This window comes from Thermobifida alba, assembly GCF_023208015.1.
Taxonomy (GTDB): domain Bacteria; phylum Actinomycetota; class Actinomycetes; order Streptosporangiales; family Streptosporangiaceae; genus Thermobifida; species Thermobifida alba.
This window is the reverse complement of sequence record NZ_CP051627.1, coordinates 3,864,060-3,885,422: the sequence shown is the minus strand read 5'-3', so window position 1 is coordinate 3,885,422 and position 21,363 is coordinate 3,864,060. Positions and strand designations below refer to the sequence as shown.

Genomic DNA, 21,363 nt, shown 5'->3' with positions numbered 1-21,363 from the left:
CGTCCTGCCCGGGGTCACAGGTCGCGGAGGAACTCCTCGGCCTGGCTGCGCAGCGGCTCCGGAGCCGCCTGCCAGACCGGGGTGCGCATCAACGCGCGCAGCTTGACCGCCTTGACCTCCCGGGGAGCGTCCCGACGCAACCCCAGGTGCATCCACGCCTGGTCCAATTCCCGGTACGGCAGCTCCCAGGACACCCCGATCCCGCCCTCGGGCTGGTCGGACGGTTCTTCCGCGGGGGCGTAGACCTCGTCCGCGGTGGCGGGCGGCTCCACTTCGACGAGCCTCAGCCCGAACCGGTCGATCACCCCCCGGAACAGGGCCCGGTACTCCGCGACAGTGGCCTCCGAAGGCCGCTTGCCCTCGAAGAACAGAGCGAACGCCCACCCTGCTTTGCCGGTGTGGGCGAGGTCCACGACCAGCCGGGATCCCGTGGCCTCGTCGACGGAGGAACGGTGCGCGACGCTCTGCTCCTTTCCGAGCCCCTCGGTTCGGGGACGCCGCTCCAGTTCCAGCGCGTCGGCCAACTCCCGTTGCCGCTCAGCGGTCAGCTCCCCGTAGGCGATGGCCCGAAGCGCGGGCAAGAGCATGACACACACTCCCTTTCTGGATTGTCATCACGTGGGAGGAACCCCGCCTCCGAGAGTTCCTCGCGGTCGACTCCGCAGAACCGCGGCGCCGCCCTCCCCCTGGGGCCGGGCGCCGTCGAAGGCGCGGTTCCGTGCCGCCCTCCCGGGGACCCGCCCCGCACGGGGGATTCCCTTCCTCCCGTGCGGGGCGGGAACGGCAGGTCACAGTCCCCTGCCGCTGCCGCGCCCGTCGCCGTGCCGTCTGTTCCTCCGCACGTCTTCCCCCTCGCGTTTCGCGGTGCTGTCGGTGCCGCCCCGGCGGGGCAGCCGTCCGCGGGTCGGCGTGTCCAGCCGGGTGAACCGGACCGCGTCGGAGACCTCCCCCGTGCTCCTGCCTTCCCCCTTTCCCTTGGTCGGAGGCCCGCCGGTCGGACCCGACCTCCTGGGCACGGCGTCTGGTGCGCCGATCGGACGGGCGGTGATCCTGGACTCGGGCCTGCGCCATGCCAGGGGCTTGGCGGGGCTGTGGATGATCCAGTCGGTGTCGCGGTAGTGGGAGGAGATGGTGCGGCCGATCGCTTCCGCGTTGAACGGTCCGCTGCTCTCGAAGACTCCCAGGGACAGCGGCCTGCCCAGCACCCCCTTCCACCGGTCCGCCCACTCGGCCAGCGCCGGGAACACCTCCGTCACCGTCTGCTTCTCCAGATAGCCGTGGCCGCCCATGAAGTCGCCGGAGAACCGGTCGGAATGGCGGGTCCTCCAGTGTTCACGGGCCGCCCGGACCATGGCGGTGCTGTTGATGTCGAGATCGATGTCGCTGGGCTCCGCTTCCAGACCGAGACGCCACATGAGGTCGTAGGGGCGCCGTCGCGGCCGGTCCTGGCTGTCGCCGAGCCACTCCCGGAACCGCTGCGCCGCCTCCGGGTTGTCCGCCAGCTCCCTTCGTCCCGGCAGCGCCTTGTGCTTTCCGGCGAAGAAGCCGGCTCCGGTTCCCTTGATGCGGATGTCGACCTGGTTCGCCGCGATGCCGTCCCGTTGCAGCGCCTCCAGCATCTCCGCGCAGAACTGCTGGTAGAGCTGTGGAGTCATGCCCAGGGGCGCCTCACCGGTGAGCATCCACTTGAGCTGGACCGGATTGACACCGAGGAACTCCAGGTCGCGCTTGGTGATCGCGTAACCGGAGTCGTCCCGCGGCCACCAGCCCGGGGTTTTCTCCTCACCGTCGAGAACCCGGAGGATCCACCTGTCGGTGGGGTCGGTCGGGTCCAGCGAGTCCGTGACGGTGAGGGGCCGCCACCGGTCGTCGGCCTCCCGGGGAGCCGGCTCCGTCTTCTGCACCGCGTTGTCCGCACGGTTCTCCGCGGCCTCGTCCAGGGCCGGGGCGCCGAGGGTGACGCTGCTCGCCGCGGTCTGCTCCACGGCGGTCTCCTGGCTTCGCCCGGCGAAGGAGCCGTCCAGGATGACCGGGCGGTCGCCCGGAAGCACGACCACCTCCTGCTGGCCGAAGAAGCCGATGCCCGTGGCGGGGACCGCCAGGACGTACTCCGCGGGCACGCGGTCGGCCAGGACCACGCCGGGACCGCCGCGCTGTTCCAGCCAGTCGACGACGGTCTGGCGGTTCACCGACCAACTGGCCAGCGGCCGGTGCCGTATCTCGACGGCGTCGCCGACGTCCGCATCGGCCCAGTCCGGCCGTACCGCCCCCTCAGCCCAGGTCATCGCCCGGTAGGCGACCACTTCGGTGATGCGGCGGCTGGCGAGGACCTCCTGGGTCAGCGTGTGCTGGGTGCTCAGGAACTCCCGGAGTGCGCCGCGGTTGTAGGCGAGTTCGATCTGCAGGGCCTCCTCGTGCTCCGGGGCGACTCGCCACTCCAACACCCCGGTGAGGCCGAACTCCTCCTTGGCGGCCTCCTGCATCGCGAGCACGCGCACGTTGTTGTTGGAACCGTACGCCCATGCGTGCATCAGTTCGCTCACCGCGATCCAGCGGACCAGGGTGTCGGCGTACGGGGTGTCCATGCGCACCACCCGGTCCGGGGCGTGCCGGGGGTTGTTCTGGTCGAGTTCGCTGACGTGGAGGACGTCGGCCCCGAGCGAGGGGTACTGCGCATGGTGCGGCACGAGAACGTGGTCGCCCTCCCCCAGCTTTCCCACCATGTCCGTGCCGACCGTCAAACCGAACGCGGCCAGGGCCAGTTCGGGCGTCGAGAGGCTCATCCGCGCGGCGACCGCCTGGATGGCTATGGTCTTGGCCTCACTGGTGTGGGTGATGCGGCCGTCCTCGCTCAGCAGCGCCTCGCCGATCCGCTGCTGCTCGGCCCGTTCCTGGGAGCTCAGCGGCGGCGGGAGGGGCCGCCGCCGGGACACCGGTTCCGGCAGGGCGACACGCTCGCCGGGCGCTCTGGACAGCAGGGGGTCCGTGCCGTTCGCGTGCTCCGCCACTCGGTCGAACCGCTCCATGACCGCGGTGTACAGATCGGACCGGCCGAACTGGCTGAAGAGGGGACGCAGCCCGTCGAGCCGCCGGCGCATGACCGCGATGTCGCTCCGGGGAACCGGGTTGTCCACCCAGTCGAACACGTGCGGGTCGACCTGCCGGTAGAAGACGCGGACGAACGGGTTCTCGGCGTCCGGGCGGGGGCCGTACGATGCGGCGCCGTCACCGGCCGGGATCAGACTCTGCTGCTCCCCGAGGACGATCTGGTCGGCGGTGACCCCGTGCACGGCGGTCAACGCGTAGTACAGGCCGAGGAGCACGCCGTCGCGGGTCGCGGGCAGGCCCCGGTCCGCGATCTCGGCCAGGTCCCGGTAGTGCTCACCGGCCGGTTCGCCGGGCATGTGGTCGGTGTAGACCTCCCGGAGGCCCAGCGGGTGCGACAGCGGGACCCGGGCCCCCACCGCCTGGCCGACGCGTGAACCGAGCACCCTGTCCCGTGCGTCCTCGGTCCGTTCGTACTTCTCGTAGACGGCTCGGGCACCGTCGGAGAACGTGACCAGTTCCCTGTTCGCGATGCCGCTGCCACGGGCGAGCGTCTCCCTGGCGGTCACGCGCGCCCCGGTGACCGGATGCGGCGGCAGGGGGATCGCGTGCAGGGGGGACGGGGTGACGGCCACGGCATCGGCGGCGGGCGGCGTTCCGTTCAGCACCGCGCCGAGTTCGGCCTGGACTCTCGGCCAGTTCGCGGCGAGGTCGGGATGCAGTTCCAGGTCCTGGACCTCCGAGAGCGGAACCCAGGCCGGCGCCGCGGGTTCGCCCTCGACCGGCGGGACCGGTACCTGCTGGTCGACCGAGGCGACCACGGTGCTGTACGACCAGCCGCCGTGGTCGTCCCGGACGACCCGCTCCACCCGGAGGCCTCCGGTGTCGAAAGCGCCTCTTCCGGCGGCCCCGCGCAGGGCGGCCTCCGCTGCGGACTCGTGGCTGTTGCGTTCGCCTCCCAGCAGCGTCCAGGTCTCCCCCCCCCCGGCCGGTGTCCGGCCCCCGCCGCATGAGCACGTGCGCTTCGCCGTTCGCGGCGCGGTGGACGAGAAGCAGTCCGGCGGCCCCGTACCGTCCCCGGTGCTCGTGGCCCCGGGCGCAGTTCACCCGGTCCTCCTCCGCCGTCGCGGGCAGTCGGGGCGCCGCGGGCCGGGGGGCGCTGCGGTCGGGGATCGCCTGGACCGCGGCGGCCAGGGACTCGGCCGCGCCCACCCACGTCGTACCGGACTCGCGCAGGAGTCGTTGCAGGGTGAGCGCGTCCTCCCGGGCCGCTGGAATGTCGAGCAGGATCTCTCGCAGCTTGCTGGTCCAGCGCGGCAGGTAGACGTGGTCCTCGAATCCCTGCTCGACCAGGCTGCGCCGGGTGACCTCGGGAGGGAAACGGTTCGGGTCGCCGAGGAAGGCTCCGACGCCGCTCGTGTCGGGCACCAGGATGGGCAGTCCGGCGCCCAGGGCTTCCAGTCCGACCAGCCCGAAGCCCTCCGCCTGCGAGGGCATGACCATCACGTCGGCCGCCCGCTTGTCGGCCAGGATCTCGTTCCGGTCGTTGGTGAACGGTTTGACCGCGACGTCCGAGCCGGAGATGTCCTCCAGCCTTTCCCGTATTTACTCCAAGATCTGGGGAGCGGCACCACGGACGGTGAGCCGGACGTCGAGGCCCTCCTCGCGGAGTCGGCGGACCATGAGCGCGGCGTGGTGGGCGCCCTGCTGCGGGGCGTCGGCGCGGCCGACGAACAGCACGTTGCGGGGCCGCTCCCCGTCCCAGGGCAGGAGCCGCTGCTCTTCGAAGGGCACTCCGGGGATGATCGAGGCGACCCTGGGGAGGTGGTCGCCCGGATTGGTGGCGACGAGCCGACGGGCCTCGTTCTCCAGCACCGGACCGATGCCCAGGACCATGTCGGCGGCGGCGGTCATGCGGCGTTCGATGCCCTCGAACTCCACCTCCAGGTCCGGACGGTCCGCCACTCGGGCGAGTGCGCCGGTCACCATGTGGATGGTGTGGACGAACGGCGTGTCCGGATACAACTGGTCGCGTACCCGCAGCGCCGCGGGACCGGAGTAGCGGCTGTGCCCGATGATGGCGTCCACGCGGGACGGCAGTTCCTCACCGTCGTAGTCGAGTTGTTCCTGCTCGCCTCGGCCGGGGTCGTACTGCCGGGGGCCGATCAGGTGGATGCGGTCGCCGGGGGAGTACGACGTCACCTCGTGTCCCACCCGGACGAAGACTTCGTGGCCGGCTTCGGCGAGCCCCTCGGCGAGGTTCCGGTTGACGGCCACGATGCCGCCCTTGTGGGGGTCCCATTCGGTGCAGTAGAGGAGGAAACGCATACTGAACCGGCCGTTGTACCGCTGGGCCAACCGCGCCTGTCCCTCGACGTACTCCTGCCAGATCGCCTCGTGGTCGGCGACAGGTGCTTCGTCCAGGCGCTGCCGGTAGGTGCGGAGCAGCCGCTCACGTTCCTGGAGGTAGGCAGCCCGCGTTGTCTCGTCACCGCTCAACGGGTCACTTCCCTTCCCCGGGGTGCGTGTGTTCGCGCATGTGGTCCGGCCTGTCCCGGCGGCTCCTCCGAGTCCCGGGCGACGCCGGGTCCCCGGGTTCGGCGTCCCGTTCCGCGCCGTTCCGGAGAACGGTGGCTCTCCGCATCGCAGCCGCGGCCTCGGGACGACGAATGCGTGCCGACTTTTCCGTCCTCGCTTCGGGGAGGGGGCGCACCACAGGAGGAATAGGTGAAAAGACCGAGAAATTTCTCATGTTTTCGCATTCGACACAGCGGCCGACAGATATCTCGAGAGACTCGCCCGGACGGACCGCCGGACCGGTATTCCGGTCCGTATTGACGGAGCTGAACCCGTTCCGAGCCCAAAAGGCCAGGTCATGGCGGAGATCGCCTCCGGTGCGCACAACCGCGGGCAGCACCAGCGTCCTCTCTGTCGTCCACGGGACAGGACCCGTTCGCTTTTGTGTGGCAACAGTCCAGGATCACCCATAAATCAAGCTGATAAGGCATCATACGTAAGGAAACGGTCCAATTGTCCACAGTTGGACGGTGCCCCCGTCGTTTACCGCAGGACCGGGAAGTCCGGAGAATGGCACGGGGTGTCAAAGACACGGACGGACACCGAGACGATGGGGGACAGTACAGAGGAGTGACGGTGCAGGACGAGCCGGAAAAAGACGCGTACACACGGCTGCGCGAGGCCGCGATCGAGGTGCTCAACGCGGTGCCGAAGCCGGGGGACCCGCCGGAGCGGTTCGAGAGTGCACTCCACGAGCTGCGCGCCGCCCTCAGCGGCGACGCACCGCACCACTCCGCACCCGGTTCCGTGGTCCTGGACCCGTTCCAGCACGCACTCGCCAGGAAGCGCTACGCAGACGGCGGGTTGGAGCCGATTCCTCTTCCGCAGCACGCCGAAGACCTGCGGGAACACCTCGCCGGAGACCGGAAGATCCACCAACTGCCCCCGGCGCCCGCAACGTGGTCATCACGGAGCTGCGCGCGATGATCGCCGCCGACCTCCTTGAAGAACTGGCCGCCCGACTGGCCCCGGGAGCCGCGTTCGGTCCAGGACACGCCGGCGAAGACCTGTCCCGCCTGGCCACGGACCTGGCCAAGGAACTCCTGGCCCAGACCTTCCTCGCCGAATGACCGCCTCCGCCGTCGTCCCGGCCCCGGGCCCGCCGCTCGGGGCCGCAGGTCGCGGAGGAATCCCCGGTCCGGGGATGTTCCGACGCCGCCCCGGGCGCGTGCACGCCCGGTCCACCTCCCGCCCCGGCGACTCCCGGCACACCCCGATCCCCCGGAGTGACCGGACAGCGGCAGCCATCAACTCTCCGGCGAACGGGTAGGAGACCGTCGGTTCTGCTTCCCCCCGGCAACCGGAGAACGGGAGTCCGCCACGATGATGGGCTTCAGCCACGCCACCACCGGAGTGCTAGTTGGAGTCGCCGTCGCCACCCCGCTCGCCGCCGCCACGGGGACCCCGCCCACCCCGGTGGGCCTGCTGGTCTGGGCGCTGCTCGGAGCGGGAGCCGCCCTGGTCCCCGACCTCGACCACCCGTCCTCCACCGTCACCCGCTCCCAGGGGTTCGTCACCGGCCTGCTGTCCCGGGGAATGCGCGCGCTGTCCCTCGCCGTCTACGAGCGCACCCGGGCCCCGGCCGACCGCTCCGACGGCGAACACCGCCACCTCGGGCACACCCCCGCCTTCGCGGTCGCCGTCGGCACCGCGGTCGGCCTGCTCTGCCACCTGTCGTGGTGGGCGAGCGCCGCCGCGGTGTGGTTCCTGTCCTTCGTCGGCCTGCGCGCGCTCCGCCGGGCCACCTGGGGGTGGCTGCGCGCCACCCTCGGCTCCTGGACGGGCGCGGCCCTGGGGGCGCTCGGTGTCACCGCGCTCTTCCTGACCGCCTGGGACGACCGCCCTCCCGGGTGGACCGTCGGCCTGCTCGTCGCCCTGGGCATGGTCGTCCACTCCCTGGGCGACGCGCTCACCTCCTCCGGCGTGCCACTGGCCTGGCCGGTCAGGATCAACGGCCGCCGCTGGGCGATGCTCGGAGCCCCCCGCTGGATGCGTTTCCGCACCGGGACCTGGCCGGAGTGGGTGGTCACGGCAGCCTCCCTGACAGGCGCCGCCGCCGTGGGCTGCGCTCTCCTCACCTGACCGGCGTCACCAACCCGTGACCCGCAGGATCTCCTCCTCGACGATCGGTGCGAGAGTCGCCGAGTAGGTGGCGGTCATGTGGGAGTCGTCGTAGTAGACCATGACGTTGCCGATCACCGCCGGGCAGCGCCCGTCCGGGCAGACGTAGTCGCTGAAGTCCAGGAACTCCGTGGACTCCGGGATGCCCGGTTCCGTCTCGTACGGCGGCCGTTCGGCGAGCGAGCGGCGGAAGTCGGTGGTGCATGCCGCCGGGTCGTCCAGGTGCCGTGCCACGCAGTCGGAGGTGTCGAAACCCATGCGGGGGGTGTCCCTGATCCCGATCACCGGAATGCCCATCGCGTCGAGCTCCCGCCAGCGCGGCACGTAGCCGTCGAGGACGCGCTCGCCGTTGCCCGCGCTCGACCGGGTCGCGGTGGTCACCACCACGTCGGGCCGCAGGTCGGCGAGGATCCGCATGACCCCCTCGTTCCACACCGCACACTCGGTGTACTCGGTCTCGCCCCGGTAGGAGGGTTCGGTGCTGAACTGGCAGGCGTCCTTGGTCATGGCGACCAGCCGCCACCCCTGGTTGCGGGAGGCGCCGCGCAACGCCGTGTACCAGTGGGCGGCGTGCGACTGCCCCACCAGGGCGACGGTGTGCTCGGCGTCGGCGGGACCGTCCTCGCAGACCGCCACCTCGGTGTCGGAGAAGGAGAGGTGGCAGCCGTCCTCGCCCTGGTTGTCGCCGCGGTCCCGGTCGGCTTCGGTGGGATAGGGCAGCACCGGCACCTCCGCCGGGGGCTCGGCTCCGCTCCGCGCCGTCCCCGGTCCGGCCTCGACCAGTACGAGCGCCCCCGGATAGTTGGCGGGGTCCTTCGCCAACTCCTGCCGGATCTGCTCCTGCCGGTCCAGGTAGTGGTGGCCTCCACCGACCGTGGCCCCCACCGGCAGCAGGCACCCCGCCGCGACCAGCAGCGTCCACGCCGGGGTGGCCCTGGTCCGGACGAGGTCGCGGACGCCGCCCTCGACCAGCCGCCTGGTGGCCGCCGCCAGCACCGCGGAGACCGCGACGACGCACAGCCCGCCCACCGGTGAGGCCAGGGTGCGGCCGCTCACCTCCAGGTAGACCACCAGCACCGGCCAGTGCCACAGGTACAGCGCGTAGGCGTGGTCGCCGACCACCGCGAGGGGCCGCCACGACAGCAGCGCCCCCGCGCCCAGGCGGCCGCCCGCGTCCCCGGCGACGATCACCAGCAGGGCCGCTCCCGTGGGCCACAGCGCGATCCAGCCGGGAAACAGCGTCGACACCTGCAGCACGATCCCGCAGGAGACCAGCGCGACCAGTCCGATCCAGCCGAGCGGGGCGCGCACCGCACCGGGCAGCCGCAGTCGGGGCAGCAGCACGGCGGCGACCCCGCCGAGCGCCAACTCCCAGAACCGCGCACCGGAGTCGAAGTAGGCCCACGCCTGGTCGGTTCCGGTGATCCACACCGAGTAGGCCAACGAGACCGCGCCCACCGCGCCCAGCAGCAGCGCGACCGGACCGGCCGGGTCGCGCCCCGACCGTCGGACGGTGTACGCCGCCACGGTGACCAGCACCGGAAGCAGCAGGTAGCTCTGCCCCTGGATGGCCAGGGACCAGAAGTGCTGGAGCGGACTGGTGGCGTCGTCCCGCGCCAGGTAGTCCACCGCGTTGGCGGCCAGGCGCCAGTTCTCGTAGTAGAGCGCGGAGGCCGGCGTGTCGGCGAGCACGTCCCGCCACCGCGACTCCGGCAGCCACAGCACCGTGGCGACCAGTGTGCCCAGCAGGGTCACCGCGGCGGCCGGGGTGAGCCGCCCCAGCAGCCTGCCCCAGAACGCGAGGAAGTGGACGCGGCCGTGCCGCCGCACCGCGCGCACCAGACTCCCCGTGATCAGGAAACCGGTGAGCAGCAGGAAGACGTCCACTCCGCCCGACACCCGGCCGAACCAGACGTGGTAGGCGACGACCAGGAGCACCGCGACCGCACGCAGTCCCTGGATCTCCGGTCGGTGGTTCGACCTCTGCAGCGTGGACGGCGGTGCGGTGTCCTCCGGGAGACGCGTGGCGGGGGCGCTCGGAGCGGAAACGGACACGGATCTTCCCATTTCGGTACAGGCGGCCCGGCCCTGGGACGGGACCGGGCCGGGGAGTGGTGTTCGGCGGGTGCTCCCGACCGGGAATGCGGACCGTGCCGGGGCGGTGCGTACCTGCCGGGTCAGGAACCGCGCAGGCGACGCGCCCCGGCCGCCAGCCATGTCGCGTAGCGCGGCCTGGGCTGGGACGCCCCGGGCAGGCGCAGCGCGGCGAGCCGCCGTTTCTTGAAGTAGCGGCCGGTGTCGTCGTTGAGGTTGCGCCGCAGGTAGGCGGCGGCCTCGTCCCGCAGGTGCGGGTAGGCGCTGTTCTGCATGCAGTAGCTCACCGCGACCAGCAGCGGCAGCAGTTCCTCCCGTAGGCGGTCGGCGGGGATACGCGGCGGATGGACCGTGCCGTCCTCGGACAGCCGCGGCATGGTGGCGTCGGCGAGCGTGACGGGGATCCGGTTGCTGTTCTGGTAGGGGGTGATCCGCTCCAACAGCAGTTCGGTGCCCACGGCCGCGATCGGGATGCCGTAGTAGCGCGACGCCGTGCTGAGCCCGGTGGAGAACGCGCCCACCACCAGGGAGGGCCGCAACGTCTCGTACCAGACCTCCACGGGAACCGGGTCGTTGAGCATCACCAGCCGCACGCCCGACCGTTCGGCGGTGGCGCGCAGCGCGCTGAAGGTGCGCGTGGTGGTGGACGGGTGCGGTTTGAACAGCACCGTGCGGCTGCCCTGTGCGGCCACGCCGCGCAGCATCCGCGCGTGCAGCTCGTCCTCCTCGGCCGCGGTGACGATGTTGAGCGCCGCGAGGTACTGGCCGAGAAGCATCGGAGTCCCGGCCAGTTCGTCCCGGTCCACGACCCCGTCGACCGCCTTGGCGACCTCGGCGACCACCGAACGGAACGCCTCGCCGCCGATCGTGGCCCGCGCGATGTCGTACTCGCTGAGCAGCAGGGGCTCCAGGTCGGGTACCAGGTCGAGGTAGAGGACCTGGTCGATGCGGGTGGCGATGTCGCGCGGCGGTGACTCCCGGGTGGGGCCGTAGCTCATCAGCCCGTCGGAGTAGACGGTGATCGCGGCGTCGTCGAAGATCCCGGCGAATACCCGCGCCGGCGGCACCTGGATGGACTCCACCACCAGGTGCAGCGGTTCGTCCTGCGCGAGGTTCCAGTAGTGGCGCAGCAGCCGGTTCAGCAGCGGCCACTCCTGTTCGCGTGGCTGCCAGGTGGAGGGGTGGAACGGCCACAGCAGGTCGTTCCAGGAGATGACCTCGTCGAAGCGGGAACGCAGGGTCTCGAACCCGGGTGCGGCGTCCAGCGGGGCGACCACTTCGGGCGCGGTGGCGTTGTTCGACACGAGGAGGATCCGCCGCTGGTCGGCCGGACCGAACTGCCCCGAGTCGAGTGCGGCGGCCAGCGACATCGCACCGAAGAAGGTGCTGGCGACGAAGAGTTGCGCCACGGTCAGACCACCACCGTTTCCAGGTCGACCAGTTCCGCCAGGAGCTGTTCGCGTTCGGGACCGAGTGCGGGCAGTGCCCGGGCCAGCAGGCCGCGCGGCATGGCGGACAGGGTGTCGACGGCCCGGGACCGCAGCGCCCGGCGGACCCGGGGTGTCAACCGTTCCGCCCGGTCGAGGTGGAAGGCGATCAGCGCACAGTAGGTGCGGATGAGTTTGGGCAGGTAGCGTTCCCCGTCGGGGTGGGCTTCCAGTTCCTCGCGGATGCGGTCGTGGGCGTCGAAGAACTGGAGTTGGCGTTCGTCCCCGACCTGGGTCAGCGACTGGGCGACCTCACGCCGGTAGAAGACCCCGACCAGGGGCACGGCCGCGTAGGTGTCGGCGTGCAGGTGCAGCCGCCAGGTCCACAGCCGGTCCTCGGCGGTGTGCAGGTCCTCGTCGAAGGAGAGCAGGCCCCGCTCGTACAGGCTCCGGTCGTAGACGCCGGACCACACGTTGGGGTAGTCGACCATGGTGGTCGCGTTCTCGGGCGGGATACCCGAGCGGGCGGGAAGCGCGACCCAGCGCCGCCCTTCGGGGACGCGCACCCTGCTCCGGGCTTTTCCGGTGGCTTTGACGTGGTCGGTCTTGATGAAGTCGACTCCGAGTCCGGCGATCGCCTCGACCGCGGCGGGCAGGTGGTCGGGAGCCAGCCAGTCATCGCCGTCGAGGAAGGTGAGGTACCGGCCCTTCGCCTCGGCCATGCCCCGGTTGCGTGCCGCTGAGGGGCCGGTCGGCTGGTCGGAGCGGAGCAGGGTCAGTCCCGGCAGTCCCGATTCCTCGACCACGTCGGGGGTTGCGTCGGAGGAGCCGTCGTCGACGACGATGAACTCGAAGTCGGGGCGCGCGTTGCGACGCAGGCTCTCCAGGGTGTCTGCGATGAACGGTTCGACGTCACGGACCGGAACGATGACCGACAACGTGGTCACTCGGAGTCTCCAAGGGAGGGAGTGGAAGACGATGGCGTTCGGGAGGCTCGAAGCCTCCCGAACGCGTGTCCGGGAGCGGCACCGGATCAGGCGGTGGTGCGGCGCAGGCGCTTGCGGGGCTCCTCTTCCCCGGGGAAGACGCGCTTGACGCCGTCTCCGAGGGCCTTCTCGATCACCCGGATGTCACGGATCAGGTGCTGCAGCCCGGTGGGCTCCAGGGAGGCGGCGTGGTCGGAGCCCCACATGGCGCGGTCCAGGGTGATGTGCCGCTCGACCGCCACCGCGCCCAGGGTGACCGCGGCCAGGGAGATCTGCAGGCCGCGCTCGTGGCCGGAGTAGCCCACCGGAACTCCGTAGCGTTCCCGCAGCGTGATGATGGTGCGCAGGTTGGCCTCCTCCTCCGGCATCGGATAGGTGGAGGTGGAGTGCAGGATGATGAGCTTGCTGCGGTCGAACAGCTCCACCGCGGCGTCGATCTCCTCGATGGTCGACATGCCGGTCGACAGGATGATCGGCTTGCCGGTCGCGGCGAGCGCGCGCAGCAGTTCGTGGTCGGTGATCGACGCCGAGGCGACCTTGTGGGCGACGACGTCGAAGGACTCCAGGAACTCCACCGAGGGCACGTCCCACGGGGAGGCGAACCACTGCAGGCCGTTCTCGTCGCAGATCTTGGCGATCTCGGTGTACTCGTCCCGGCCGAACTCCACCCGGTGCTTGTATTCCAGGTAGGTCATCTCGCCCCACGGCGTCTGCCGCATCTTGGTCTGCTGTTCCTTGGGGACGCAGATCTCGGGGGTCCGCTTCTGGAACTTGACGGCGTGGCATCCGGCTTCCGCCGCGACCTCGATCAGCTGGCGAGCGATGTCCACGTCGCCGTTGTGGTTGATTCCGATCTCGCCGATGACGTAGGTGGGCTGGCCGGGGCCGACCAGGAGGTCGCCGATCGCCACGGGAGCCGGAGCAGACACGCTGAGGTCGGTCGTTGCGTTCTGGGTCATAGCTACCTATCCTTTGCGTGCCGCGAGGACGCGTTCACACACCTCGCGGACCGCCCCGGAGCCTCCGGGACGGGTCAGAACAAGCCGGGCCGCGGCCAGGACGTCCGGGTGGGAGTCCGGGACCGCGATCGGCCATCCGACCTCGGCCAGGCAACCGAGGTCATTGACGTCGTTTCCGACGTAGGCGACGCGGGCCGGGTCAAGACCCTCGTCGTCCATCCACTGGCGCAGGGCTGCGCGCTTGTCGCTCAGCCCGTGCGTCACAGGGACACCCAGTTTCCGTGCGCGCGCCCGTACCACGGGGTTGGTCTCGGTGGAGAGGATGCACACCCGGATTCCGGCCTCCAGCAGCAGGCGCACGCCCATGCCGTCGCCGCGGGTCACCGCCACCGTCTCGCGTCCGTCCTGGTCCACGTAGGCGCGGTCGTCGGTGTGCACGCCGTCGAAGTCGGTGACCACGGCGTCGACGTCCAGGGGCTCGTCCCGGTCCAGGGTCCGGGCGATCGCGCGGACCAGGTCCAGCTCCTCGGCGGAGTCGACCTCGACGGCGTGGGCCGGGTCGACCGGCTGCACCGCGATGCGTCCGAAGAAGCGGTGCCGGTGTTCGCGGAAGCCGTCGACGCGCATGACGTAGAAGGCCCCGGTCTCGCGGTGGTGCGGTTCGCGGTCCTGTCGGCGCGGCCGGTGGAGGTGCTCGTGGTTGACGCCGCGGGCCCCGTGGGGGGTGATGCGCCAGAGGAACTCGTAGGTCTCGACGGCGGAGAACACCGAGTCGGCGAGGTCGTCACGGACCTGCCGCACCGCGTCGTCGAGGTCTCCGGGGTCGATGAACGGGCTGGTGCACTGCACGAAGACCAGGATTCGGGGGTCGACGCCGTCCTCGGCGAGCCGGTCCAGGGCGTGCAGCAGCGCCGACTCCGAGGAGGCGGTGTCTCCGCCCAGTTCGGCGGGGCGCCTCACCACGGCTGCCCCGGCGTCGCGGGCCGCTCTGGCGATGCCTTCGTGGTCGGTGGAGACGACCACCGTGTCGATCAGTTCCGCGCGGCGGCAGGCGTCCACCGCCCGTGCCACCAGGGGGCGGCCGCCCACTCTGGCGAGGTTCTTGAGGGGCACCCCCTTGGACCCCCCTCGTGCGGGTATGACGGCGACAACGCTCACGGGCTGGACTCCAGGGTCGGGAGAAGAGAGAAGAAGGCTCCGCCCGCGGTTCCGGAAACCGGGCAGAGGCCACCGACAGTAGTTGGACTTCCCAACAAGCCGGTGAACGGCAACCCCGCAAACAGTGAATATGAGCCCCTATTCCGGCACAGGGGATGCATGGGTACCTTTCGCCGCAAAACCGCATGCGATGCAGGCCGAAGAGACGGCTTCCCCCACCGGCACGGCCCTCTCAACCGTTCACTTGCCGTTCACGGACGACACAGTGCGGAGGCGGACCACTCCGATGAGTAAGGACTTGGTGCGAAGGTCCCCAAAACCGGTGTGTCGCACTCCACAGGAGAAGGGCCGGCCGTCCCGCCCCGACGGCCGCTGCCAGGGGGAGTGCCGCCCCAGGCCGGTGCACGCCCATCGAGGCGGGCCCGCTCCCCGCCCGAAACACTCCGAGGACCGCAAAACGCGACACCTCTCACCGCCTCCCGACGTACGGCACCAAAGATTTCCACCGAGAAGGAATCTCTTCCTCCGCGACCACACCAAAGCTCGGGAACGCCACCCCGAGGAACAGACCCCGAAAAGGAAATCAATATCATTGACTACAGATGCAGCGATATTGACCATCCCGTGGGTGGCTGGAAATACCGCTGTACGTCGCCCCTCTCTCCGCACCCCGTCGAACTCGGGGATTTCCTGAAAGCCCACCGCACCGAAATCACCCCGGCCCAGGTGGGGCTCCCCACGTCCGGCACCCGGCGCACTCCCGGACTGCGCCGGGAGGAGGTCGCCCTGCTCGCCGGTGTGGGCGTCTCCTGGTACACCTGGATCGAGCAGGGGAGGGCCGCCAACGTCTCCGGAGAAGTGCTGGACGCCTCGCCCGCGCCCCCGACTCGACCAGATGCAGCGGCTCTACCTCCGACGCCTCGCCGGCGTCGGCGCAGACCCCGAACCGGCGGAGTCACGCCCGGACCCGAAAGGCGTTCCAACCGTTCGTCGACAACTGGCTGCCGAACCCGGCCTACGTGGCCGGCCGCTACCGGAACCTGGTCGCCGTCAACGAGGCGGCCCGCCACCTGATGCGTCTGGACGTCTCGCAGAACCTCCTCCAGGAGTTCTTCACCGACGAGCAGGCCCGGAAGCGACACCCCCACCGGGATGACGACGCGCCCGTCGTGGTGGCGCGGTTCCGCTCCCAGGCCGCCCGCTACAGCGGCGACCCGGGATTCACCGCCTGGTCTCCCGCCTGCACCGGGACAGTCCGGAATTCGCGGAACCGTGGGACCGCCACGAGGTTCTGGAGGGCTCCTGCGGGACCGAGCTCCTGCACCACCCGGCGCTCGGGAACCTCTCGTTCACCCGGACCACACTGGACTTCACCTCCCGCCTCGCCCTGCGTCTCACCGTTGTCATCCCGGTCTCCGGAACCGGCGCGGAAGAGGCCCTGGAATCCCTCACGTGCTCTCCCCGCGAAAAGCACCTTTTCCTCCGGAACGGGAGGACAGCGCCGCCGGTCCCTCTCCTCCGGCGCCGAGGACGAGGAAGGAGTCCCCCCCACATGCCTGCCCCACCGGTGAGACGCTCCGACGGACCTCCCCCACCCGCACCTTCCACTCGGGCGATCACCGTCCCCCTCCCCACCTGTCCCTGACGGGCCCGTCCCGCAGACCGGCGGGCACCGGTGGATGCCGGTCGGCTGATCAGCCGCCGACGGCGTGTCCTCGGTGGACACCGAGCACCGTCCACCGAGGACACGCAACTCCCCCAACGTCCGCGGATCCCGGTCCACCGTTCCCCCGGAGAACAGACCGGGCCCCGGGATCCTGTTGGCGGCAACACCATGACGAGCAAACACTGGTTGGCCGCGCCACGCCCGTCAGTGCTCGGGGCATGTCCACGTCGACAGCGCCCCGCACGGGGCCCCACGCATGACCGGTCGGCAGAAGGCCGCTCCCGCGGTCCTTCTCGGCGCACAGTTCATGTCCGCCGTCGACTTCTCCATCCTGACCGTCGCGCTTCCGCAGATCGGTGACGACCTCGGTTTCAGCATCGACAGCCTGCAGTGGGTCGTCGCCTCGTTCGCCCTCATGGCAGCGGGGTTCATGCTGCTCTTCGGCCGGATCGGGGACACCTTCGGACGCAGGAGGCTGTTCCTTTCCGGATTGGCTCTGCTCACCGTCTCGTCCGCGGTCGGCGGTTTCGCGGAATCCCCCGAAGTCATGCTGATCGCCCGTGCCACCCAGGGACTCGCCACGGCGGTCGTCACGCCCTCCGGTCTCGCCCTGATCACCACGTCGTTCGAGGAAGGACCGCTGCGCAACAAGGCTCTGGGACTCAACGGAGCCCTCCCTGTCGCTCGGCTTCGCCTCCGGGGCCGTCCTCGGCGGCGTCCTGACCGATCTCCTGTCCTGGCGCTGGGACTTCTTCATCAACGTCCCGATCGGCGTGCTCCTGTTCCTCGGCGGCGTCGCCTCCATCCGGGAGTCTCCGGTCGGCCCTCCGCCCGAAGCCGGACGTCCCGGGCGCTGTCACCGTCACCCTCGGACTGCTGGCCTTCACCTTCGGCGTCACGGGTGGCGAACGCGACGGCTGGGCCGCCCCTCAGACGTGGGGGCCCTGCTCTTCGCCGCCGTCATGTTCGTCGCCTTCCACGTCATCGAACTGAGGACTTCCGAGCCGCTGGCTCCCGTGCGCATCCTCCACGCCAACACCGTCAAGCGGGGCAATCCCGGCGGCCTGGCGACCTTCTCCATGGAGTCGGCGCTGTCATTCCTCCTCACCCTCTACATGCAGCAGGTCCTCGGGTTGACGCCTTTCCAGACCGGACTGATGTTCGGCTTCCTCGGCCTGGGCGCCTTCATCGGAGGAACGGTCGCCCCCAGGATCATCGGCCGTACCGGAGCCAAGGGCGCCCTGGTCCTGGGACTCCTCATCCAGGCCGTGATGACCGGCGTACTGTTCTGGCTCGGCGACGACATGACCGTGAGCATCACCGCCATCCTCGTCACCACCTTCATCGGCGGATTCGGGCGCGTCCTGGCGATCGTCGCCTACACCGTGACCGCGACCTCGGGGGTCCCCGACCACGAGCAGGGGCTCGTCACCGGACTGGCGACCATGACCCAGCAGATCGGTTTCACCATCGGCATCCCAATCATGTCCGCAGTCGCGGCCACCCGGTACGGGTCTCTCACTGACGGCGTCGCTTCCGTGGAAGGCGTACTGGAGGGCACCCCACGTTCGGCATGCTCGTCGACGGCCTCATCGTGTTCGCGGTCGCCCTGCTGATCCTGCTCTTCCTGCGCGCGCGGCCCTCCTCCGCCGAACCGCGGACGGAGAAGCAACCCGCCGTCCACTGACCCCGTCCCCGGGGATCGTGTTCTTCCCCGCGACAGCCCGGCCCCGCCGGCGCCGTGACGCCTTCCGGAAACAGGCGCGGACCCGTCCGCAGCCGCCCCGAAGCGCCCCGTCTCCCCTCCCGGGTGTTAACGTTCTTCCTAACCGGACACTCTCTCGACAACAATCTTCGGTTCACGGGCACACCGGAAGGGGTCTGCGGGTGGTTGGCGGTCGGGAACCCCGTCTGTGTGTCCCACCAGTCCGTGATCTGCCCGGCCTGCACCTGCCGGAACACCTTCGGCTCGTCCACGCGGAGCAGGACGGCCGGAGCGTCGGACGGCCCCGCCGCGGGCTTCCCGTCCCGGACGGCCGTCGACCGTGGACGTGACCGAACCGACCTCCGACGCCTCCATCGCGTACCCGCCGGCGGGGCCGCACCAGTGGCCCCGCCGGGCCGGAAACCGTTGGCGCCTCTCCGCCGACGGTGGACGTGTTCCGCTTCACCAGTGCTCTCGACCTGTCCGGAACGGCCCCTGCGACGGACGCCAGCGGCCTCTCAACCGTCAGGAAGCACCTCGCATGAGCAGTACCACCGGCCCCGCAACGGACGGCCACCCGTTCCACCACGTCGCGCTGGTGTACCACACCGCAGCGGACTACGTGGCCGGCACCGTGTCGTTCGTCCGAAGCGCCCTGTCCCGCGGCTCCCCGGTCCTGGTGGTCGTTCCCCCGGACAACCTCGACCTCATCCGCACGGCTCTCGGCGACGACACGCGGCGGGTCTCCTTCGCCGACATGACCGTGGTGGGCCGCAATCCCGCCGCGCTCCTGTCCGGCGTCGTCTCCGACTTCGTCGCCGCCCACCCCGGACAGCGGACGGCCATCATCGGGGAACCCGTCTGGCCGGAACGCACCGAGGTCGAGTACCCCGCCTGTGTCGCCCACGAAGCGCTGGTCAACACCGTGCTCGCCGGACACGACCTGGAAACCCTGTGCCTCTACGACGCACGCCGCCTCGACACCCGGATCGTCGCTGACGCCTACCGCACCCATCCGCTCCTGGAGCAGCGGGGGAAGCGCCGCCGCAGCACGGCCTACACCGATCCGCTGGCGTTGGTCGACGAGTTCAACCTGCCGCTGCCCCCTCCACCGGCGGACGCGGCCGTCCTCGACTACACCGACCGGTCGGCGCTTCCCCGGGTGCGTCTCTTCGTCTCCAGGCAGGCCGAGGCTGCCGGACTGGCCGAGGAAAGGGTCCGGGAGGTGGTCGTGGCCGCCAACGAACTGGCCTCCAACACCGTTGAGCACACCGCGGAGGGCGGCCGGGTGGTCGTGTGGACCGACCCGGGTGTCCTCGTCTGCCAGGTCGAGGACACGGGCTACCTCCCGGATCCGCTCGTCGGTCGGCTCCGCCCGGACGTCACCCGCTCCCGCGGCCGGGGACTGCTGTTCGTCAACCAGTTATGCGACCTGGTCCGCGTCCACACCCGACCGGGGTACACCGGGTTCCGCCTGCATTTTCTCCTGTGATCGAGACCGCGGCCGCCGAGGGCCGCCGGGACGGCCGGTCCCCCTCCCACCGGATCTCCCGCGGTTCGGAGCCGCGGTGGACGGCTCCGGAAGCCCCGTAATCGGGTGGCGGAACGTGGTGGGGTCACCGATCATGGGTTCTCCGGGAAGGCGGTGTGGTGTGAACGAAGACGTCAGACTCCTGTGGCGTCCGACGGGCCCCGAGGAGTTGGAGCTGGTGCGCGGATCAGGATGGCGCGAGTGGCCCCCGCGCCTCCCGGAGCAGCCGATCTTCTACCCGGTGCTGAACGAGGACTACGCGGTGCGGATCGCCCGGGACTGGAACGTCCCCGCGCACGGCGTGGGATACGTGACCAGGTTCCGGGTGCGCCGGTCCTTCCTCGACTCCTACGAGGTCCACCAGGCCGGCGGCAGCAGCATCCTGGAGTACTGGATCCCGGCCGCGGACCTCCCCGCTCTCAACGCCAACATCGTGGGGCTGATCGAGGTCGTCCGCGAGTTCCGTCCCGGAGGGGAGGTCACTTGGGGGGTCGGGGAGAGCCGCTGAGCCGGAGGCTCTTCCCCACGCCACGTCCGCGGCCGGGGCGTCGCCCTCCACGATCGCGGGGGTGCGGTGGTCAACAGGCAGACGTCCCACCAGGACGCGGGCAGAAAGCAAGGGGAGACGGGGTGCTCGACGCTGTGGGCCGGCAGGGCCTCTGCGGAGCCCTCCGGCAGCTCCCGTGGTCGAGAGGAACGGGCGAGTACAGGGAAGGCGTCGGCGACAGGATCTTGAAGACGGGAGAGCACCGGGGTGAGCGCACTGCCGCACGGAGCGTCTCTCCCGGTACCAGGACGGTCGTTGCAGGCCGATCCGGTGAGGAGAGTTCCGCCTCCGGGCGGAAACCGGCCCAGGCGCCAGGGGGCGGCGGGGAGGACCACGTCCGTCCACTGCCGCCGGGCACCGCTCCGTTGCGGCCGCTGACCGGGACTCCCGGGCCGTCCTCACGGTCAAATGACGGTCAAACGATCAAGAGCCCGGTCTCCCTCAGGGGAGAACCAGGCTCTGAACCGGGAAAACAAGTGGGCGTACCTGGACTTGAACCAGGGGCCTCATCCTTATCAGGGATGCGCTCTAACCGACTGAGCTATACGCCCTTGCTCGTGAGGAACTCTATCGCATCCAGGGGAGTGGGGCGAACCGAAAACCCTTGGTGGATGAGAGTGGGAGGACGCTGGAGTGCGCCTCTGACTCCGTCATTCTACCTGCTTCCGGATGCTCTCCGGACCCGTGGCGGGGCACGGGCCCGGAGAGAGAGGTCACTCGGTCTCGCTGAGGGTCACGTCGAGGCCGCCCACGAGGTCGGCGGCGAGGTTGTAGAGCATCGCGCCGATGGTGGCCAAGGCCGTGATGAGGATGACGTTCAGGGCGCCGATCAGCGCCGTGTAACCGAGCACCCGGGTGGGCGAGAACCACTCTGCGGGGTTGAGGTTGAGGTCGTCCCCGCCGTCGTCGCCCTCGGTCAGCGACGTGATCAACTCGGTCACCGCGTCGAAGACCCCCAGGGAGGCCAACCCCGTGTAGAGGACCGCGACCGCCACGAACAACACGATGAAGCAGACCAGTGAGATGACGAAGCTGAACTTCATCACCGACCACGGTTCGATCCGGCTCAGCGTCAGATGCGCCTTGCGAGCCGTCTTGACGGTTTTGCCACCGGTAGCCGGCGGCACGGCGGCCGCTTCTGCTGCCATACCCGAATCCCCCTGTGCAGCTTCCGAGGCCGATGACTCGGCCGCGTCCGTATCGTCCCGAGCCTCCTCGGCGGCCGTGGCGGGCTCGGAGCCCGCTGTCCCGCTCGCCGCGTCGGAGCCCGCAGCCGTCTCGAACGTCTCGGTCTCGGGAGGGTCGACCTCAGAGGTCATTGCGGCATCTGCTCCACTCTGCTCGGAACCGGTGTCACTCGGCCCCACCGCAGCGGGCTCTCGTTGCGCATTGTCGGACATAGCCACGTTACCGCTGAACTCTCCATATAACAGTGGAATCCGGGGAGATCGGGGACAGCAGCACCGAACTCCACGAGACGAATGTCGCTTATGACAGACAGCCACTCTATTGAGTGGCTGCCACGACCGGCCAGTGGCACGCGCGAG

General features: G+C 70.3%; 15 protein-coding genes, 1 tRNA gene and 3 pseudogenes. 9 read left to right on the top strand and 10 right to left on the bottom strand.

The annotated features are described in order from the left end of the window. Positions 1-14: 14 nt before the first annotated feature. The 3 genes and pseudogenes from FOF52_RS17260 to FOF52_RS17245 form a co-directional block, all read right to left on the bottom strand. On the bottom strand, positions 15-587 hold the full coding sequence (locus tag FOF52_RS17260; RefSeq protein ID WP_248590962.1) for a hypothetical protein: 573 nt from the start codon (positions 585-587) through the stop codon (positions 15-17). A 201-nt stretch (positions 588-788) separates the two neighbouring features. Then, complete coding sequence (locus tag FOF52_RS17255) at positions 789-3,914, bottom strand: hypothetical protein (protein ID WP_248590961.1); 3,126 nt, start codon at positions 3,912-3,914, stop codon at positions 789-791. A gap of 382 nt (positions 3,915-4,296) precedes the next feature. Beyond that, a pseudogene (locus FOF52_RS17245) lies at positions 4,297-5,373 on the bottom strand (glycosyltransferase family 4 protein); the annotation flags it as partial. Between the two features lie 825 nt (positions 5,374-6,198). Between FOF52_RS17245 and FOF52_RS17240 the strand changes: the two are divergent. From FOF52_RS17240 to FOF52_RS17230, 3 genes are all read left to right on the top strand, one after another. Continuing rightward, a complete protein-coding gene (locus FOF52_RS17240) occupies positions 6,199-6,549 on the top strand; it encodes a hypothetical protein (protein WP_248590959.1) in 351 nt (116 codons plus the stop codon). Continuing rightward, positions 6,546-6,692 carry a hypothetical protein gene (locus FOF52_RS17235; RefSeq protein WP_248590958.1) on the top strand — a complete coding sequence of 49 codons (147 nt, stop codon included), beginning with the start codon at positions 6,546-6,548 and terminating at the stop codon, positions 6,690-6,692. The genes FOF52_RS17240 and FOF52_RS17235 overlap by 4 nt, the downstream gene beginning before the upstream one ends. Before the next feature lie 253 nt (positions 6,693-6,945). Beyond that, on the top strand, positions 6,946-7,704 hold the full coding sequence (locus FOF52_RS17230) for a metal-dependent hydrolase (protein ID WP_248590957.1): 759 nt from the start codon (positions 6,946-6,948) through the stop codon (positions 7,702-7,704). A 6-nt stretch (positions 7,705-7,710) separates the two neighbouring features. Here FOF52_RS17230 and FOF52_RS17225 read toward each other — a convergent pair whose 3' ends face one another. From FOF52_RS17225 to FOF52_RS17205, 5 genes are all read right to left on the bottom strand, one after another. Then, positions 7,711-9,798: an acyltransferase family protein gene (locus tag FOF52_RS17225; protein ID WP_248590956.1), complete on the bottom strand. Its 2,088-nt coding sequence runs from the start codon at positions 9,796-9,798 to the stop codon at positions 7,711-7,713. Between the two features lie 122 nt (positions 9,799-9,920). Beyond that, positions 9,921-11,246 (bottom strand): alpha-2,8-polysialyltransferase family protein, encoded by a 1,326-nt coding sequence (locus FOF52_RS17220; RefSeq protein WP_248590955.1) that lies wholly within the window; start codon positions 11,244-11,246, stop codon positions 9,921-9,923. 2 nt (positions 11,247-11,248) lie between these two features. Continuing rightward, positions 11,249-12,211, bottom strand: coding sequence for a glycosyltransferase family 2 protein (locus FOF52_RS17215; RefSeq protein WP_248590954.1), 963 nt, complete (start codon positions 12,209-12,211; stop codon positions 11,249-11,251). An 86-nt stretch (positions 12,212-12,297) separates the two neighbouring features. Next, positions 12,298-13,209 (bottom strand): N-acetylneuraminate synthase family protein, encoded by a 912-nt coding sequence (locus FOF52_RS17210; protein WP_248590953.1) that lies wholly within the window; start codon positions 13,207-13,209, stop codon positions 12,298-12,300. 6 nt (positions 13,210-13,215) lie between these two features. Beyond that, the gene (locus FOF52_RS17205; RefSeq protein WP_282573624.1) at positions 13,216-14,367 is read right to left on the bottom strand and encodes an acylneuraminate cytidylyltransferase; all 1,152 of its coding nucleotides are present in this window, start codon (positions 14,365-14,367) and stop codon (positions 13,216-13,218) included. 324 nt (positions 14,368-14,691) lie between these two features. Here FOF52_RS17205 and FOF52_RS22060 point away from each other — a divergent pair, with 324 nt between their 5' ends. The 6 genes and pseudogenes from FOF52_RS22060 to FOF52_RS17185 all read left to right on the top strand — a co-directional run bounded on the left by FOF52_RS22060 (position 14,692) and on the right by FOF52_RS17185 (position 19,777). Continuing rightward, entirely contained in the window at positions 14,692-15,441 is a 750-nt protein-coding gene (locus FOF52_RS22060; RefSeq protein ID WP_341849694.1) for a helix-turn-helix domain-containing protein, read from the top strand. Further along, positions 15,348-16,012, top strand: a pseudogene (locus FOF52_RS22205) (MmyB family transcriptional regulator); the annotation flags it as partial. The gene FOF52_RS22060 and the pseudogene FOF52_RS22205, both read left to right, overlap by 94 nt. 277 nt (positions 16,013-16,289) lie before the next feature. After that, positions 16,290-16,694, top strand: a pseudogene (locus FOF52_RS22200) (MFS transporter); the annotation flags it as partial. Between the two features lie 16 nt (positions 16,695-16,710). Beyond that, the gene (locus tag FOF52_RS17195) at positions 16,711-17,649 is read left to right on the top strand and encodes an MFS transporter (protein ID WP_282574079.1); all 939 of its coding nucleotides are present in this window, start codon (positions 16,711-16,713) and stop codon (positions 17,647-17,649) included. 630 nt (positions 17,650-18,279) lie between these two features. Next, positions 18,280-19,230, top strand: a complete 951-nt coding sequence (locus FOF52_RS17190; RefSeq protein ID WP_248590951.1) for a sensor histidine kinase — start codon at positions 18,280-18,282, stop codon at positions 19,228-19,230. A gap of 160 nt (positions 19,231-19,390) precedes the next feature. Beyond that, a complete protein-coding gene (locus tag FOF52_RS17185; protein WP_248590950.1) occupies positions 19,391-19,777 on the top strand; it encodes an ADP-ribosylation/crystallin J1 in 387 nt (128 codons plus the stop codon). A 516-nt stretch (positions 19,778-20,293) separates the two neighbouring features. On the opposite strand, the gene FOF52_RS17180 is transcribed toward FOF52_RS17185, so the two are convergent. Together FOF52_RS17180 and FOF52_RS22195 are read right to left on the bottom strand one after the other, a co-directional pair. Next, positions 20,294-20,367, bottom strand: a tRNA-Ile gene (locus FOF52_RS17180). Positions 20,368-20,529: 162 nt separating this feature from the next. After that, positions 20,530-21,216 (bottom strand): DUF3566 domain-containing protein, encoded by a 687-nt coding sequence (locus tag FOF52_RS22195; RefSeq protein ID WP_248590949.1) that lies wholly within the window; start codon positions 21,214-21,216, stop codon positions 20,530-20,532. Positions 21,217-21,363: the final 147 nt, after the last annotated feature.

What these genes read in the sequence shown, in the direction of transcription:
- FOF52_RS17260 (WP_248590962.1), bottom strand. Translation starts at nt 587, where the DNA reads ATGCTCTTGCCCGCGCTTCGGGCCATCGCCTACGGGGAGCTGACCGCT.
- FOF52_RS17235 (WP_248590958.1), top strand. Translation starts at nt 6,546, where the DNA reads ATGATCGCCGCCGACCTCCTTGAAGAACTGGCCGCCCGACTGGCCCCG.
- FOF52_RS17230 (WP_248590957.1), top strand. Translation starts at nt 6,946, where the DNA reads ATGATGGGCTTCAGCCACGCCACCACCGGAGTGCTAGTTGGAGTCGCC.
- FOF52_RS17210 (WP_248590953.1), bottom strand. Translation starts at nt 13,209, where the DNA reads ATGACCCAGAACGCAACGACCGACCTCAGCGTGTCTGCTCCGGCTCCC.
- FOF52_RS17190 (WP_248590951.1), top strand. Translation starts at nt 18,280, where the DNA reads ATGAGCAGTACCACCGGCCCCGCAACGGACGGCCACCCGTTCCACCAC.
- FOF52_RS22195 (WP_248590949.1), bottom strand. Translation starts at nt 21,216, where the DNA reads ATGTCCGACAATGCGCAACGAGAGCCCGCTGCGGTGGGGCCGAGTGAC.